Origin of the sequence: Methylovulum miyakonense HT12 (assembly GCF_000384075.1) — a bacterium.
In the GTDB taxonomy this organism is placed as follows: domain Bacteria; phylum Pseudomonadota; class Gammaproteobacteria; order Methylococcales; family Methylomonadaceae; genus Methylovulum; species Methylovulum miyakonense.
On sequence record NZ_KB913025.1, the window covers coordinates 3,094,792 to 3,109,115 of the forward strand.

Consider the following 14,324-nt stretch of genomic DNA (forward strand, 5'->3'; position numbering starts at 1 on the left):
CCGATATAAAAATCCTATAGGCCCAGGAAGTCGAGTTAGGCCCGCAAATCCCGAACCCGATGCCCAACCAGCGGCGAACACAGCAACGCCGTTAAGATACCCGAAGCGACGGTAAACCCGAAAGCATGGACAACTTCGGTGGAACTCAGCGCCAATAAGCCAAACGCCAGCAAGGTCGTCAAGGCGGATAGCGTCACCGCCAACGAGGTGCTGGCGCGCCGGTCCTCACCATCCGTTTCAGGCGGTCCGGCCGCGTCCGCCATGAAAAAGAAAATGGCGTCATCAACGCCTATGCCCAGCACCAGCAACAACGCGAATAAATTGAACAGGCTAAACAATTGGTTGCACCAGCCCAGCATCGCCAAGGCAACCAATGCCGCCACCACAGGCACCGACGTTATTTTCACCGCGTTGTGCCAACCAAATTTTAGCCCCAGACCGCCAAACACCAACAAATACGCGGCGATCAATAAGGCGCTGATGCTGAGCCGATAACGTTCGAACAACGAGGACAATTGCCCGACCTGGTCTACCCAAGTGACGCCTTGCAGGTTTTGCAAACCGGATAACTCGGATAAGTCAGTGGTTCCGGTCAAGGTCACCCGGCTTAAACAACGGCTAGCATCGCAACCTAGCCATAATTGCTGTTTTTCCTCATCGGCGGTTTTTAGCCATTCTGGCAAAGAAATCGAGCGGCCTTTTGCCTCTGCAAACTGTTTTATTTCTGCGTCAATGGCTTGTGTGCTAAAGCCCAGCCCCACCATATACCGCTGGGCCAGGCCGGACTGGTACAAGGTGGTGTCCAGCCGTTGGTAATTCAGCTGCTGGTCTTGTGCGTCAGGCCAGTAGTCGCTAAGCCCTTGGTATTGCATCAATTGATGCCGTTGCGTTAATGCGTGTAAACGCTGGAGCAACTGCTGTTCGTTGTGGTGCCACTCCTGCGGGTCATGCCCAGACACCAGAAAAAACTGGTTCTCCTGGCTCACCGGCAATAATTGCTTGATTTTATTGGCGGTCGCCAATAATTCGGCGGGGGCCGATTGCAACAGGCGCACGTCATCGCGGGGCTTAAGCTGCCAGAGCCCGCCCGCGATAAAAACCAGCAACACCGGAACCAACCAGCGGCGGTTTTTTAGCAGCCAGATAGGCCAGCGTTGTTGCCAGTAATTGGCGATTTTTAGGATGGCCGGTTCATGTCCGGGATCAAAACCGGTCAACAATAACGGGAACAGCAACACCACCGTCAACCAAGCCACCAACAATCCCACCGCTGAAAATAGTGCGACTTCTTGCAAACCTGGGAAAGGGGAAAACACCAGACCCGCATAACTGAGCAGATTGGTCAGTAAGCCGATGGCCAGCCCTGGAAAAATGTATTTCAGCCCCTCACGCGGCCGCCAGTTTTTGGCGCCGAAGCTGTCGCAGACAAAGTGCAGCGCGTAATCGTCAGCGACCCCGATCAAACTGGCGCCGAACACCAGGGTGATGATGTGGATTTTGCCGAACACCAACACGCTCACGACCCACGCCGCCAACAAACCGCAGCCTATAGCCAAGGACGACAACAACAAAGGCCGCAAGCTGCGGAAAGTCAGCAACAGCAAGATGATAACGCCCACGCTGGAGCCGACACCGACCGTTGAAATTTCCTGTTTGGCGGAATCCGAACCTTGGGCGGTGAACAGCGGCATCCCCGTGACCATCAATTCACCGCCTGCCGCCTGTACTTGGGTGGTGGCGCTGTTGACCAAGGCCAGCAAGGTCTCCAGCTTATCCAGCTGCAAATGTGCATCTGCCAAATCGCCCAGCAACAACGCCCAGAATTTGTCTGCGTCATGCAGGATCACTATGCCTTGTTCCACCGTCAGCTTGAGCGGATGTTGGGCGTTAAAATAGCGGCTGAAGAGTAACAACGGGTCATGCTCCAAATCTGCCGCCATCATCTGTCCCATCGGGCTATACAGCGTTTCCAGATTTTGCGCCAGCAAGTTTTGGGGATTTTTCTCCAGCGTAAGCCGCGTCCGGGCATCCAGTAACTGATAACGGTAGGGGAATAATTGCCGGTACTGTTGGCTGATTTGTTGTTGCGGCAATTCCAGCAACAGCTTGCTGAACAACTGGCTTTGCTGCAATTGCTGTTTAAGCTGCCGCGCCTGGGCAATCGCCGCTTGGGAGCTTGCCGCCCCCGTTAGCCAGATCACTTTCCGGTTGAGCTGCGCGTTATGCTGTTGGATGGCTTGGGCAATTTCCGGTTGTTGCTCGGTGACCGGCAACAACGCCAAAAATCCGGTTTCCAGCCAGTCTTTGGCCAATGTCCGGCTGCCCAGCACGCCGATGACCAACATCATCAGCAGCCAAAGCCATGTGGTTATTTTAGGGTGATAGGCGTTCAAAATCAGCTTGCTGTCCAGGGTTTAGGTGGTCGGGATGGGTGATATTCACAAACTGGATGCGCGTCAGGTTGCCGCTGGTTTCCTGTAGCTCCAATAAACGTAGCTCGGTGTCGCCAGTCAGCAGCATTGTGCCGATGATTTTTTTGAGCAATTCGTCTTTAGGAATAAGCCGCAATCGCCACGCGGTTTTTTGGTCTTCCGCAGCGATGTCAAAGCCTTCGGACAATTGCTTTAAATCCCCGCCCAGCATGGCCTTGAACACCTTGCCAAACGCCGCCGGAACCGCCTGCTCGCCTTGCCCGGTCAGCAGACGGGTGTCATTGACCAACAACAATGAAGGCATAGGCGTCAACGTTTTCCAAATCACGCCTTGGCTTTGATGGTAGGTGAACGTGCCTGTCGAGATTAATGGTTTGCGTAGGATTTTCAGGCGTTTTTCTTGTTGGAAATCGCCTTGGGTTATTGGTGTTTTTACTAGACGTGCGGTGATGCTGGCTAATGCATCGGCGGCGTGGCTTTGACCTAACGACAGAGAAAACAGTAATAACGCATTTAACAAAATAAACACGAAAAAGCGAAAGCGTAATCCCATACAACTCTGGAACAAAGCGGTTTTAAACATACAATCCAACCGCTAAATGGTGAAAATGTTTATCAACCGTCAATACTTTTACTTGATGGCGCTGGGCGATAACGGCAATTAACGCATCAGTCAAAGGCAAGGTTATCCCCCTGCTTCTAAGGTTTTGCAATAACACTCCGGCATTTATCCAATCGATTTCCTGCGTAGGGAAAGAGGTGACAGAATCGGTCAAAAAATTAATTTGCTGTTGCTGTTTTTCAGTCTTAATACCTTGCAGCAATTCGGTAATAATCACGCCTGTGATAGCAACTTGATTATTTTCTATTAAAACAGCAACTTGATTTCCTAGTTCACCTTCCTGGTAACGTAAAAAATCAATCCAGGCGCAAGTATCGACTAAAACCAAGCGATCAGTCATTAGTGATGTCCAATTCGCGCAACGCTTGCCAGTTATCTTCAATATCCACTTGTCCACGCAATGCTAATAAATCTTGCCGTTGTTTTGCCTGCTGCAAATAGGCTTGGACAGCTTTATAGATAGCTTCGGATTCATTGTTAGTATGGGTGTAAAGCATTAGGTTTTTTAACTGCTGATCATCAAAGGTTACGGTTGTTTGCATGGCGCATCTCTTAAAAATAGTTTTTTAACAAAGATAAATCATAGTTGGGTAGGCCTCAGGTTCAGCTCTTGCCACAGATACCGTCATCATAAACCCAATATTCGAAACCAAAAATGCCGGCGTTCGCACACTTACCTCGACATGCTAAGTTACCAAATACAGCGAAGGCTGGGGATAACGCGAAGCTTTTCGTCAGCGGTAATCAGTGCGGCACGATGGGCAAGTGCCGTAGCGGCGATAAGCCTGTCCGCCGGATCGCCGTGGCTAAATATAGCACCTTGCGATAATTCGGCTATTTCTGCCGTAATCGGCAACACGGTCATTGCCATGCCCGTCAAAATATCCTGCATATAAGCGGTCGGACTGACACCCGCTCGGTTATTGATACGTCCCCGCGTATAAAGCATAGCGATTTCCCAAAGGCTGATGTCAGAACAAGCGAGCGTTGCTGATTGAATCCCTAAGTCTAGCGCCGCCGACGCAGGCGTGGATAAGCGGCTGGGATCGTCAGCCCAAAATAATAAAATATGGGTATCACAAATGGTCAGCATCGCCCGTCCATTCCTCATCCAGGGGGCTAAGAATATCGCCGACAAGCATTTTGCCGCGTAGAGCCGCCAAGCGTTTTAACGCGGCATCGCGTTCGTCATCTTGGCGATCCGGCACGATACGGGCAATGGTTTTGCCATGCGAGGTAATGGCAATTTCTTCGCCTTGTTGGACTTGTTTAAGATAATCGGGCAAGTGCTGACGTAATTCGGTGATGTTGATTACTGAGGTCATGGCTACTCTAAATATGTACAAAATTTATGTACATTATAACAAGTAGGGCGCCCACTGCGTACCAAAAATGTCATTACCGTGTAGAGATATAAGCGGCTTTATCGTTAACCCGACATTTCGAGGCCAAAATATTGGGGGTCGCACACTCACCCTAGCTTTTACATGGTTGAATTATCGAATTACAGTTGCTGAAGAACCGGGAAATGATGGTCGCCATTGGTTGCGGACAGCTTTCCATCAAAACCCCCAGCTTTTTAAAAGGCGGGCGCCCCACATCAGTGGAAAATTCACATACGCTATGATTTCTATAATAGTGCTTGCATGCCCATTGCTTAAGGGGTAGAAACTATTTAGCTATCATGCTTATCCATATTGTGCTTGAAGCAATGGATAGCAGCCCCAATTCAGATTTGAGTTTGAATTTTCTCCGGGTGACCGTTGAAATACCATTTACTAAGCACCTTAGTAAATCCAATGAATAACAATAAGAAGGAGAGTATCAATGAACCCAACACAATTAGTATCCCGCACCTTTAAAACAGTGGCTATGGCAGTAGCGCTATTGGGGTCGGTATCAACCAGTTATGCCAAGGATAAAGATTGCTGGGCTGAATTTTTTCAGGAAAGCCAGTATGGCGGCGAACATTTCCGTCTCGAAGGGTCTGTCCAGCTGGAAAATTTAACCAATGTCCAAGGCGAAAATTGGGCGTCACGTATTGATAGCCTTAAAGTCGGCCCAAAGGCTACGGTGACGGTTTTTGAGAACACCAATTTCAAGCTGACGCTAAAAGAAATGGCAAAATACCCCGATTTGCTCCGTTCCTTGGGGCTGACGGAAAAGGATGTGCTGGAGGATTCAGAACTGATTTTTAGGCCTAATTCGGTGATCCATGACCTTAGCGATTTTAATTTCCATCATAAAATAAAATCCTTGAAAGTCGAGTGCAATCAATAAGCTTGGGCTTGAGTGGACACGGGTTCCGTCAAATGACGGACATCCGTCGTCCACCAGCCAGAGTGCGTATTCCCTTAGGTTGGAACGGGTTACAAACCCAATACCGTTAAGTTATGGAAAATATATAAATAATCAGCATCCGAACGGCAAGCATTGGGTTACGCTATCGCTAACCCAACCTACGAAATTTCATAACGCATTGATTTTATTATTTAATTTGTTAACTTAACGGCATGGCTTACAAATCCCATCCCGCTATCGGCTTTGAGTTTGTATGGGCGGTTTCCGTCATTTGGCTATCATCCGTACGCATTCATGCCCCAGCAGCCAATATCCCCAGCTTTTCGAACAAAACCTTAGGCGATTCAAAGCACATCTCTTTTGTCCGCATGTCCACGGCAACCTGGATGCTATGGCCTTTGGTCAACCTTACGCCCGTGTTTTTATCAGTAGCCAGGTAATTGATTTTTAGTCGGTTTTCCCATTCTACGATAGCCGCTTCCACGGTAATGGCCTGCCCGAACACCACCGGTTTTATATAGCGCATATTGAGGTCAATCACGGGCCACGCATAGCCGGAATCACGCATTTGCGGGTAGTTGTAGCCTATTTTTTCCAACACCGCACAACGGGCAATTTCAAAGTATTTTGCATAATGCCCATGCCAGACCACTTCCATCATATCGACATCGTGAAAGGGGATTTGCAGGTCGATTGAAGTTTGATGGATGGGGTTAGTCATATAATGGCCAGTATTGTTGCCGGATCAACACCAAACACGCCCGCAATTCCTGTTCCAACGCCCGGTCGGTGTTTAAAAACGGGCTGATCTGGCGCACCCAATCCAGCGTTTGTTGCAATGCCGGGCTTAAATACCCGACGTTACCCCGCAATTCCACGCCTTGCACCACGGCGAACAACACTGCCGCCGCGACCTGTTCGGCCAGTTCCAGTATGCGGATGCAATCCCTGGCCGCTATCGTGCCCATGCTGACTTTGTCCTGATTGTGGCATTCGGTCGAGCGGGAAAACACGCTGGCGGGCATGGTCAATTTCAGCGCTTCGGCAGTCCAAGCGGACACGGCGATTTGCAGGGCTTTGAAACCGTGGTTGACCATGCGCTGTTCGGCATCGGCGCCGGACAGATTGGCGGGCAGGCCGTGGTTGAATTTAGGATCCATCAGTTGCGCCATTTGCCTGTCCATCAAGTCGGCGAGGTTGGCGACGGCGGTTTTCAGGCTGTCCATGGCAAAAGCGATATGGCCGCCGTAAAAATGCCCGCCATGCAGCACATGTTCACCTTCGGCGTCGATGATCGGGTTGTCGTTGGCGCTGTTCAGTTCAGTTTCGATAAATTGCCGCAGCCATGGCAGCGAGTCTTCCAGCACCCCGATGACATGCGGCGCACAGCGTAGCGAATAACGGTCTTGCAAACGGGTGTCGTTGCGCGGCGCACTTCCGGTGACTTGCAAATCTGCGCGTATGCGTCCGGCGACGCAATTTTGTCCGGGATGGGGTTTGACCGAAAACAGCTTTTCATCAAAATGGTAGGCGTTGCCTTGTAAGGCAACGGAGGCCAAGCTGGTGATGCGGGTGCACAGTTGCGACAGGTATCCGGCGCGTTGGTAAGCAAGGCAGGCGATGCCCGTCATCGCCGCCGTGCCGTTCATGATCGCCAAGCCTTCTTTGGGTTTTAAGGCCAGCGGTGCGATGTTTAATTGGGCAAAAACCGCCTGCGTTGTTCGCCGCTCGCCTTGATACCAAACTTCCCGTTCCCCAGACAGCGCCGCCGCCAGATAAGACAGCGGGGTCAAATCGCCGCTTGCGCCCACTGAACCTTCTTGGGGTATCAAGGGCAGGATATCTTGTTCCAGTAGGGTTGTTATCTGCTGCAGGAGTTGGTAACGCACGCCGGAAAATCCGCGCGCCAGGCTGGTCAAACGGGTAGCCAAAATGGCGCGGGTTTGCTGGGCATCGAAATGCTGGCCTAAGCCGCAGCCGTGGAAGGTGTATAAGTTCCGGGGCAGTTCTTCAACCAAATGCAGCGGCACGGATACGGTGCAGGAATCGCCGAAGCCCGTGGTCACGCCATAGACGAAGCCTTGTTCCTTCAACAGCGTGTCAACGAATGCCGCGCCTTTATCAATGCGCGTGACGAAGCCTTCGTGTGTGCTGAGCCCAATTTCGGCTTGCCGTGCGGCGATCAGGCAGATGTCTTCAATGCTTAACGGCAGGCCATTGAAGACGATGGATTTTTTGTCAGTCATCATTCCCCGCACGCCAAAAATCGAAAAAATTGAACCATTGCAGCGGCTCTTTTAAACAGTAAGCCTGCAAGCGTTCCGCATAGCATTGGATGATTTGCTGCATGGCCTGCTCGCGGGTTTTTCTGGGGATGTCCAGCAGTTCGCTGAAGTGGTCGAAATAAATGACATGCTTGCCTTGTTGTTTGAGACAGAACACCGTATAGACCGGGCATTTCAGCAACGCCGCCAGGATGAACGGGCCTTGGGGGAACAAGGCTTCGGTACCCAGGAACCCGGCTTTGCTGACCCGTTGCTGGCCGCCCACCGGAGTCCGGTCGGCGGCGATAATGACCAGTTCACCCGCGTCAATTTTATCGTTGAGCAGCATCGCCGTGGCGGCAGTGATTTCAGTGACTTGGATCAGGTTTAAGCGGCTGTTGTCACTGGTCTGGTTTAACAGGCGGTTGAATTTTTCGGCATGTTTAGTGTGGACTAAAACATTAATCCGTAGCGTTTTATCGAAGTCGGCGATGACCCGGCACACTTCAAGGTTCCCGAGATGCGAGCCCAGCAACACCACGCCCTGGCCTAGCCGGAGCCGGGCGACCAGTGCTTCCCGTCCAAAATACCGCACATCGTCCCGCGATAACGCGCCCGACCAGGCGGCGAGTTTGTCAATGATGGCGTTGGCAAAACTGATGAAATGGCGGACGCTCCAGAGCAGGCTGCCATGCAATGTTAAGTCTGGGACGAACTGCGCCAACCTATCCAAATACGCCTGGCTGGCAAGCCGGGCAGGGCGGTTAAGCAGCCAGTAATAAATCACGACCGGATATAAAAACACTTGCAAAACCGTGCGCCCGAACAGCAAATAGACACGCAACAAAAGACGCATCCCCCAGATGACGCTGCGTTCTTCCATTTGCGCCCAATGTTTAGGCCCTTTCATCGCCAGCGTCTTAGGATAAGTTGCGGGATGCGTGGCAGCATCGCAAAAAACAAACGGGCATGGATTTTGGAAATTTTGACATTATCCTGCCAAAGCCGGAAATGGGACACACCATCCAATGGGTAGCGCACCGCTGTCGGCATATTGATGGCCTCGACGCCTTGCCAGTACAGGCGCACGACGATGTCGATATCAAAATCCATGCCCCGTCCGATCTGCGTCGTGCTGATTAATTGGTCTACGGCAGCCAAGGGATACAGCCGGAAGCCGCACATCCCGTCGGCAATGGCTGAAGACCACGTGTTGATCGCTATCCAGACATTCGTCACCCGCCGCCCGTACAGGCGGTTTTTGGGGACGGATGCATCAAAAACCGGCTGGCCTAAAATCATCGCCTTCGGATGCAGCTTGCCGATGTCAAGAAAGCGCGGAATATCATCGGTGTTATGCTGGCCATCGGCGTCAATTTGTAGCGCATGGGTATAGCCCAGCTCTAGGGCGGCGTTAAAACCGTCGATAACCGCCGCGCCTTTGCCGCCGTTTTCCGCCCGGTTGATTAGCGTGAGCCACCCCGCTTCCTGTCGGGCGCAGGCTTCCAGCACCGCCGAACACGCGGCCGAACTGCCGTCATTCACCAGCAGGCAAGGGATACCGTAACCCTTGATGTTGGCGATGACTTGGGCAATGGCATGCTCGTGGTTATAAACGGGGATGATGATGCAGGGTTTCATAGCATATTTATGTTCAAGCATTCCTAAAAGCCTCTTGACCATTCAACGGGGAATTAATCCTGAATCCGAGTTACGCGGTCATTTTCAAAATAAACAATAAATCTGTTAAATCTTGAACTCCAGTATGTCCATTGGTTAGATTCCAGCGTTAGTGTTTCTGTGATGGGTGGATAGCCTATTGCCGCAATCACCGCTTTTTTCCGCATGCCATTAGCGACTTGCCCTGCATTTATTTTTTCCCTTTCCAACTCCGAAAAACTGGACAGATCAACTTTATTTTTAGCTAACAGTTTAGGGAAAGCTTGTGTTGTGGTGTCGCCAGTATGCTTTTGCACATTTTCGATGCGTAATTTTGCGTGTGAGGAGAGTATTTCCAACAAAATTTCGTCGTCAGTTATCTCCTGCAATATGACTTGAGTATTAATGGGCAGTAGAACGCCGCGGCGATAATTGGTGGTCAAATACTCGCCATTTTCAAACTGCAATGACATTTGTGTGTAGTAAACATCATTGATTCTGATATAGGTGGGCAGCGAGGTTTCATCGAGTCTTTTGGAGCACCCAGCAGTTGCAAATAGGGTAATAACAACCATGAGGTAGCGAAAAAACATATTCATCATATATCCTTAAGTATTAAAAATTCATTGTGTAACCGCGATCTATTTGTTTTTTTGAAGGTACCATTCGGGTGGCCTTTGTTATTTCCCATAGATCATCCGCCCCGAACTATATGCCGCCACGCCCGAACTGAAATTAAAATATAACTTTCCAGATATGGCCTTCCAGTTGAGTGATAATGTCAATTCATCGCCGGGATGGATAGTCTTTGTAAATTTCACAACTTCCATCTGTGAAAAAGGCATGGATAATTTATCAAGGGCGAAAAAGAGTTTGCCGAAATGCTCCACCCAAGCCAGTTGTACCACCCCTGGCAGGATCGGGTATCCGGCGAAATGGTCGGGGAAATAAACCAATTCTTCAGGCACCCTGAGCAGCAGTTCCACGCTGCCGGGGGTTATGCAAATATTTTGCACTTGCGGTAACTTTTGCTGGTTGGTGTCCAGCAGCGCTGTTAGCAGCGGTTGGTCAATTTTGCCTAATGCCGTCAACGGCATGGTGTTTAGCATCAGCCATTTTCTTGGCAACACCACGGTATCAAACCATTGGTTCAGATGGCTGCGCGTCTGCCTGACCAAGGCGTTCCGGCCTTCGTTTTTCAAATATTCCAAACCGGCTTCATTCAGCACCACGGCGGCGGCCACCACATCCCGGCTTTTTACCAGGGTTAGGGTAAAGGCTTCGGCTATCCAAGGCATGTCAACTAGACGCCGCTCCAGTTCCGATAAGGACAGGCGTTTTTCTTCTATCTTAACGATACGGTCCACACGCCCGTGCAGGATGAACCGCCCGTCGGCTTGCAAACTAAGCTGGTCATCCAGTTGGAAAGAATGGCTTTGCAGGTAAGGCGAATGCAATTGCCAATTGCCATCCGTGGTGTTTAGGCACATGCCGTCAAACAATTGCCAGTGGCTGTCGTGCTGCCGCCAGGCAATCCCGCCCGTTTCCGAACTGCCGTAAATTTCAATCACCTCTTGTCCGCCATGCGTTTTAATCTGCTGCTTGGCGGTTTCAGGCAAAGCGCCGCCCGAACTGAACACGGCTTTTAATTTGGCAATGCTCCGCCAAGGGGAGCCCTGATCCAGGCGTTTTAAATGCGCGGGGCTGGCGACCCAACAGGCGGTATCATGAACAGCGTTGGCCAGCGTTTCAGGATTGAGGTAAGTTGGGCTATGGAAACATCGGCCTGCGGACAGCGGCCATAACACACGGAACAGCAGGCCGTAGATATGCTGGTGGCTGACGGTTGCCAACACTTCCGCATCACCAAGCAGCGCGCCCCATTGTTGTTCCAGTGTGGCGACCTCAAGCTGGAATTGGCCTAGGTTTTTTTCTATCGGTTTCGGCTCCCCGGTGGAACCGGAAGTGAATATCACCAACTGCGTCTGTTGCAAGCTTAGGGGCGATAACGGCAAAGCGGGGGCTTCCGCCCCCTCCAACGTATAATCAACGGTTTTACCGGGATCCCAGTCGCCGATTAACTGGCATCCGTGTTCTTGGAGTTGTTGCGCCGTGCCAGGGCGGTTGTTGCCGGCAATCCAGACCTGCTTGCCCGCATGGAGCAACGCAAATAACAGCACGGCGAAAGGATAGGCGTCTTCGGTGAATAAGGCATAACGCCGGGATGGTTGGGCTTGCAACTGGCCGGCCCGGCGGCTTACTGTGGCATAAAACTCATCGGCATAATAATAACGCCCGGCATGATAGGCGATCCGGGTTGCCGCCCCTTTGCTTGCCAGCAAGATGTCTGGCAAGGCTAACCATTCATTTGACATGTTTCTGAGTCTTCATCCTGATGATATATTCCCCGACCAGCAAAATCCCCATCAAAAGATAGGCGATAAAGCCGTTATATAAACTCCAGAGTCCGATACTGGCCCAAAGCGCCGTCGCCAAGGCAATGCCGCCGTTGACGATAAAAAAACCACACCATACCCAGGTCACCCGCCGCGTATAAAGGATGCCTTCCGGAGGCAAATCAGGATGTTGGAGCCGGGCCAGCCGTTCGATCAAGCTCTGGGATGACAACAGGCTAGCTGAAAACAACAGCAACATCGCCGCGTTGGCAATGGCCGGGTAAAACCGCAGGGTCAGCAAGGCATTGCTCCAGATGGCAAACCCGCAATACACCATACCCGCGATTAACAACGGGCAACTCCAATGCCTGACGGAATAGCTGGCAACCAGCCTGATGCCCAGCAACACAAACAGCACCGCCGCTATTTTCCAGGGCTCCAAATATTGGGTGCCGAAATAGACGGCAAACGGGTAGAGCATGGTCAATAGGCCGATGAGGCCATTTATCATCATGTGCATGTCAATGGCCTATAAGAGGCGTGCAAGCCCATACCATCACTCATGCAACATCTTATAAACCGCCTCAACCACGTCGCCAACCGTCCGGGTTGATTTAAAGTTTTCAGGCTTCACCGCTTTTCCGGTCATTTCCTTAAGCCTGACGATCATATCGACGGCATCAATGCTGTCAAAATCAAGGTCTTCATTCAGGCGGGCTTCCAGCGTGATCGCCTCCTCGTCTATTTCGAACATCTCTACCATGATGGTTTTAATGGCGGTTAAAATTTCTTCACGATTGTCCATGGGCGTGTCAACCTTGTACGGATTGGAGGTAGTCGGCCAAAGACGAAACCGAAGCAAAAATCTTCACGACATCTTCTTTTTCGGCCTCAATTTTTATCTGGTATTTTTTGCGGATAGCCAGGCCCAATTCCAGGGCGTCTATTGAATCCAGCCCCAGGCCGCCGTTGAATAGCGGCGCGTGGCTGTCTATATCGGCGACACTGATGTCCTCCAGATCCAGCGCATCAATGATCAATTGTTTCAATTCATTTTCCATAGTCTTTATAGCGTTCTCTTTGTTGCGTAAAGTAATCTTGCAAGTACCGGTTAAAGCGGCGTACGGCAATGGATTTGGGTTGTATTGGGGTAAATTCATCCAGGGCAATGTCTTCACCCACCTGCATGGCCAAATGGAAACGGCGTTCGGGGATTTGGTACCATGGCTCGGCTTTGGTTAAGGTGCCGGGGTAACACGAGAGGGTCACGGGCGTGACGGTTTTATTGGCCTGCAACGCTATCGCGGCGGCTCCGCGCTGGAAACGGCAAGGCTTGCCAGGCACCGAGCGCGTCCCTTCCGGAAAAATGATCATGGTGCCCCCGGACTGCAACCAGGCGACACAGTCGGCTATCATTTTTTCAGGGTCGCCGTTGCTGATATATCCGGCATTTAAAATAGGCCCGCGCATGAAAGGGTTGCGCCAGAGGCTGTGTTTGACAATGCAGTTCGCCTGCCTGACCCGGCTGATTAAAAATACAATATCGACGAGGGTAGGGTGGTTGGCAATGATCAGCTGCCCCGGACGGTTAAGCTTCTCCAGGCCGTTCACTTCATAAGTCATGATGCCAATACGGTGCATCAGCCCGATGAAAAAATAAAAACTGGCGTGGACAACGCGCTGGCCGCGGCTTATCCGTTGCAAACGGCTGCCGGGCAACACCGAAAGCACCGGAAACACCAATAACCACAATAACAAACCGCCCGCCCCGAAGCTAACAAAACTGAACCCGGTGGCCAAAAGGCGCCAGCCATAACTTAATTTGCGGATTATTTTTTGCACCATGTCCAACTATGCCCCTGATTGCCTAAACTCAACGACCGCTCCCCAGCAAGAAGGAACTTTAAAAAATTGAGCAATTGTACAGGATGCTCGCCATCATCACGAGGTTGCGGTGAACGCAAGAATTGCAAAGGCAGGCCGTCACCGGTTAAGGCGATGCGTAACGCCAGCACACAAGGGGAAGAGGTATTCAAGTTGAACGGGGCGATGGGATAAAAATCGGCGATGGGTTCGTCGTATAACAGCATCAGGACTTCCCCGGCACCTTCATGCAGCATTCCGAGCGCTTCAATGAAGGCGGGGGCAATGCCTTCTTGTCCTGGCGCCAGCACGGTGATTTCCTGGGTGTTGCCGTACGCGATGGAAAACAGCCCGGCGATGGCATTATGCACGGACAGGCTGAAGGCCGTCGGTGACAGCTCCTCACCGGCCTGGATGGTTTTAAGCATGGCCAAGGATTTGCAGATTTCCCCATGGGCGGAGCTGAACACCACGGGCGGTGTTATTCCTCTTCCAACGCACAGTTCGGAGACATTAAAAACCGCCTTGGCCAACGGTGTTAAGCGGCGCTGTAACGTCTTTGGCACGCACTTAGGGGCGGCGGCGTTACCGGATCCCATTAGCCTGTCATCCTTGCGCTCCAAACCCGGAGCCCACGCGCTCCAGTTACACAAGATAAAATCAGCCATCAATATTCAACATAAAATCCCTGTGGCATGAGTTCCTGCTAACCGGATGGGGGATTGCCCCGCCATTTGGCAGAAAACAGGTATGGCTTGTTTGGCCTTATCCATTAAGTCGGCCGGGC

Annotated in this window: 18 protein-coding genes; 1 reads left to right on the forward strand and 17 read right to left on the reverse strand. The window is 51.3% G+C overall.

Going from position 1 to position 14,324, the window contains the following annotated elements:
• Window positions 1-35: 35 nt before the first annotated feature.
• The 6 genes from METMI_RS0115260 to METMI_RS0115285 form a co-directional block, all read right to left on the reverse strand.
• Window positions 36-2,393 carry an MMPL family transporter gene (locus tag METMI_RS0115260; RefSeq protein WP_232215235.1) on the reverse strand — a complete coding sequence of 786 codons (2,358 nt, stop codon included), beginning with the start codon at window positions 2,391-2,393 and terminating at the stop codon, window positions 36-38.
• The gene (locus tag METMI_RS0115265) at window positions 2,374-2,985 is read right to left on the reverse strand and encodes an outer membrane lipoprotein carrier protein LolA (protein ID WP_040573138.1); all 612 of its coding nucleotides are present in this window, start codon (window positions 2,983-2,985) and stop codon (window positions 2,374-2,376) included. Before METMI_RS0115265 ends, METMI_RS0115260 begins: the two co-directional genes overlap by 20 nt.
• A 22-nt stretch (window positions 2,986-3,007) precedes the next feature.
• A complete protein-coding gene (gene vapC, locus METMI_RS0115270) occupies window positions 3,008-3,394 on the reverse strand; it encodes a type II toxin-antitoxin system VapC family toxin (protein ID WP_019867165.1) in 387 nt (128 codons plus the stop codon).
• Window positions 3,387-3,596 carry a type II toxin-antitoxin system VapB family antitoxin gene (locus tag METMI_RS0115275; protein WP_019867166.1) on the reverse strand — a complete coding sequence of 70 codons (210 nt, stop codon included), beginning with the start codon at window positions 3,594-3,596 and terminating at the stop codon, window positions 3,387-3,389. Before METMI_RS0115275 ends, vapC begins: the two co-directional genes overlap by 8 nt.
• Window positions 3,597-3,745: 149 nt before the next feature.
• Window positions 3,746-4,147: a type II toxin-antitoxin system VapC family toxin gene (locus METMI_RS0115280; protein ID WP_019867167.1), complete on the reverse strand. Its 402-nt coding sequence runs from the start codon at window positions 4,145-4,147 to the stop codon at window positions 3,746-3,748.
• Window positions 4,131-4,379, reverse strand: a complete 249-nt coding sequence (locus METMI_RS0115285; RefSeq protein WP_019867168.1) for a type II toxin-antitoxin system Phd/YefM family antitoxin — start codon at window positions 4,377-4,379, stop codon at window positions 4,131-4,133. Before METMI_RS0115285 ends, METMI_RS0115280 begins: the two co-directional genes overlap by 17 nt.
• 502 nt (window positions 4,380-4,881) lie before the next feature.
• On the opposite strand from METMI_RS0115285, the gene METMI_RS0115290 reads away from it, so the two are divergent.
• Window positions 4,882-5,334 (forward strand): beta/gamma crystallin domain-containing protein, encoded by a 453-nt coding sequence (locus METMI_RS0115290; RefSeq protein WP_019867169.1) that lies wholly within the window; start codon window positions 4,882-4,884, stop codon window positions 5,332-5,334.
• Between the two features lie 313 nt (window positions 5,335-5,647).
• Here the strand turns inward: METMI_RS0115290 and METMI_RS0115295 are convergent, their stop codons facing one another.
• From METMI_RS0115295 to METMI_RS0115345, 11 genes are all read right to left on the reverse strand, one after another.
• On the reverse strand, window positions 5,648-6,076 hold the full coding sequence (locus METMI_RS0115295; RefSeq protein ID WP_019867170.1) for an acyl-CoA thioesterase: 429 nt from the start codon (window positions 6,074-6,076) through the stop codon (window positions 5,648-5,650).
• Window positions 6,069-7,604, reverse strand: a complete 1,536-nt coding sequence (locus tag METMI_RS0115300; RefSeq protein ID WP_019867171.1) for an HAL/PAL/TAL family ammonia-lyase — start codon at window positions 7,602-7,604, stop codon at window positions 6,069-6,071. Before METMI_RS0115300 ends, METMI_RS0115295 begins: the two co-directional genes overlap by 8 nt.
• Entirely contained in the window at window positions 7,594-8,529 is a 936-nt protein-coding gene (locus tag METMI_RS0115305) for an LpxL/LpxP family acyltransferase (protein WP_019867172.1), read from the reverse strand. The genes METMI_RS0115300 and METMI_RS0115305 overlap by 11 nt, the downstream gene beginning before the upstream one ends.
• On the reverse strand, window positions 8,526-9,281 hold the full coding sequence (locus METMI_RS0115310; protein ID WP_019867173.1) for a glycosyltransferase family 2 protein: 756 nt from the start codon (window positions 9,279-9,281) through the stop codon (window positions 8,526-8,528). The genes METMI_RS0115305 and METMI_RS0115310 overlap by 4 nt, the downstream gene beginning before the upstream one ends.
• A 32-nt stretch (window positions 9,282-9,313) precedes the next feature.
• Window positions 9,314-9,880 (reverse strand): DUF2845 domain-containing protein, encoded by a 567-nt coding sequence (locus METMI_RS0115315; RefSeq protein WP_232215236.1) that lies wholly within the window; start codon window positions 9,878-9,880, stop codon window positions 9,314-9,316.
• Between the two features lie 78 nt (window positions 9,881-9,958).
• Window positions 9,959-11,653 (reverse strand): AMP-binding protein, encoded by a 1,695-nt coding sequence (locus METMI_RS0115320; protein ID WP_019867175.1) that lies wholly within the window; start codon window positions 11,651-11,653, stop codon window positions 9,959-9,961.
• Window positions 11,643-12,194: a COG4648 family protein gene (locus METMI_RS0115325; RefSeq protein ID WP_019867176.1), complete on the reverse strand. Its 552-nt coding sequence runs from the start codon at window positions 12,192-12,194 to the stop codon at window positions 11,643-11,645. The genes METMI_RS0115320 and METMI_RS0115325 overlap by 11 nt, the downstream gene beginning before the upstream one ends.
• 36 nt (window positions 12,195-12,230) lie before the next feature.
• Complete coding sequence (locus METMI_RS0115330; RefSeq protein WP_019867177.1) at window positions 12,231-12,479, reverse strand: acyl carrier protein; 249 nt, start codon at window positions 12,477-12,479, stop codon at window positions 12,231-12,233.
• 7 nt (window positions 12,480-12,486) lie between these two features.
• Entirely contained in the window at window positions 12,487-12,735 is a 249-nt protein-coding gene (locus METMI_RS0115335; protein ID WP_019867178.1) for a phosphopantetheine-binding protein, read from the reverse strand.
• Window positions 12,725-13,519 (reverse strand): lysophospholipid acyltransferase family protein, encoded by a 795-nt coding sequence (locus METMI_RS0115340; protein WP_019867179.1) that lies wholly within the window; start codon window positions 13,517-13,519, stop codon window positions 12,725-12,727. Before METMI_RS0115340 ends, METMI_RS0115335 begins: the two co-directional genes overlap by 11 nt.
• The gene (locus tag METMI_RS0115345) at window positions 13,504-14,205 is read right to left on the reverse strand and encodes a beta-ketoacyl synthase chain length factor (RefSeq protein ID WP_040572797.1); all 702 of its coding nucleotides are present in this window, start codon (window positions 14,203-14,205) and stop codon (window positions 13,504-13,506) included. The genes METMI_RS0115340 and METMI_RS0115345 overlap by 16 nt, the downstream gene beginning before the upstream one ends.
• Window positions 14,206-14,324: the final 119 nt, after the last annotated feature.

What these genes read in the sequence shown, in the direction of transcription:
- METMI_RS0115265 (WP_040573138.1), bottom strand. Translation starts at nt 2,985, where the DNA reads ATGGGATTACGCTTTCGCTTTTTCGTGTTTATTTTGTTAAATGCGTTA.
- vapC (WP_019867165.1), bottom strand. Translation starts at nt 3,394, where the DNA reads ATGACTGATCGCTTGGTTTTAGTCGATACTTGCGCCTGGATTGATTTT.
- METMI_RS0115275 (WP_019867166.1), bottom strand. Translation starts at nt 3,596, where the DNA reads ATGCAAACAACCGTAACCTTTGATGATCAGCAGTTAAAAAACCTAATG.
- METMI_RS0115280 (WP_019867167.1), bottom strand. Translation starts at nt 4,147, where the DNA reads ATGCTGACCATTTGTGATACCCATATTTTATTATTTTGGGCTGACGAT.
- METMI_RS0115285 (WP_019867168.1), bottom strand. Translation starts at nt 4,379, where the DNA reads ATGACCTCAGTAATCAACATCACCGAATTACGTCAGCACTTGCCCGAT.
- METMI_RS0115290 (WP_019867169.1), top strand. Translation starts at nt 4,882, where the DNA reads ATGAACCCAACACAATTAGTATCCCGCACCTTTAAAACAGTGGCTATG.
- METMI_RS0115295 (WP_019867170.1), bottom strand. Translation starts at nt 6,076, where the DNA reads ATGACTAACCCCATCCATCAAACTTCAATCGACCTGCAAATCCCCTTT.
- METMI_RS0115300 (WP_019867171.1), bottom strand. Translation starts at nt 7,604, where the DNA reads ATGATGACTGACAAAAAATCCATCGTCTTCAATGGCCTGCCGTTAAGC.
- METMI_RS0115305 (WP_019867172.1), bottom strand. Translation starts at nt 8,529, where the DNA reads ATGAAAGGGCCTAAACATTGGGCGCAAATGGAAGAACGCAGCGTCATC.
- METMI_RS0115310 (WP_019867173.1), bottom strand. Translation starts at nt 9,281, where the DNA reads ATGCTTGAACATAAATATGCTATGAAACCCTGCATCATCATCCCCGTT.
- METMI_RS0115315 (WP_232215236.1), bottom strand. Translation starts at nt 9,880, where the DNA reads ATGATGAATATGTTTTTTCGCTACCTCATGGTTGTTATTACCCTATTT.
- METMI_RS0115320 (WP_019867175.1), bottom strand. Translation starts at nt 11,653, where the DNA reads ATGTCAAATGAATGGTTAGCCTTGCCAGACATCTTGCTGGCAAGCAAA.
- METMI_RS0115325 (WP_019867176.1), bottom strand. Translation starts at nt 12,194, where the DNA reads ATGCACATGATGATAAATGGCCTCATCGGCCTATTGACCATGCTCTAC.
- METMI_RS0115330 (WP_019867177.1), bottom strand. Translation starts at nt 12,479, where the DNA reads ATGGACAATCGTGAAGAAATTTTAACCGCCATTAAAACCATCATGGTA.
- METMI_RS0115335 (WP_019867178.1), bottom strand. Translation starts at nt 12,735, where the DNA reads ATGGAAAATGAATTGAAACAATTGATCATTGATGCGCTGGATCTGGAG.
- METMI_RS0115340 (WP_019867179.1), bottom strand. Translation starts at nt 13,519, where the DNA reads ATGGTGCAAAAAATAATCCGCAAATTAAGTTATGGCTGGCGCCTTTTG.
- METMI_RS0115345 (WP_040572797.1), bottom strand. Translation starts at nt 14,205, where the DNA reads ATGGCTGATTTTATCTTGTGTAACTGGAGCGCGTGGGCTCCGGGTTTG.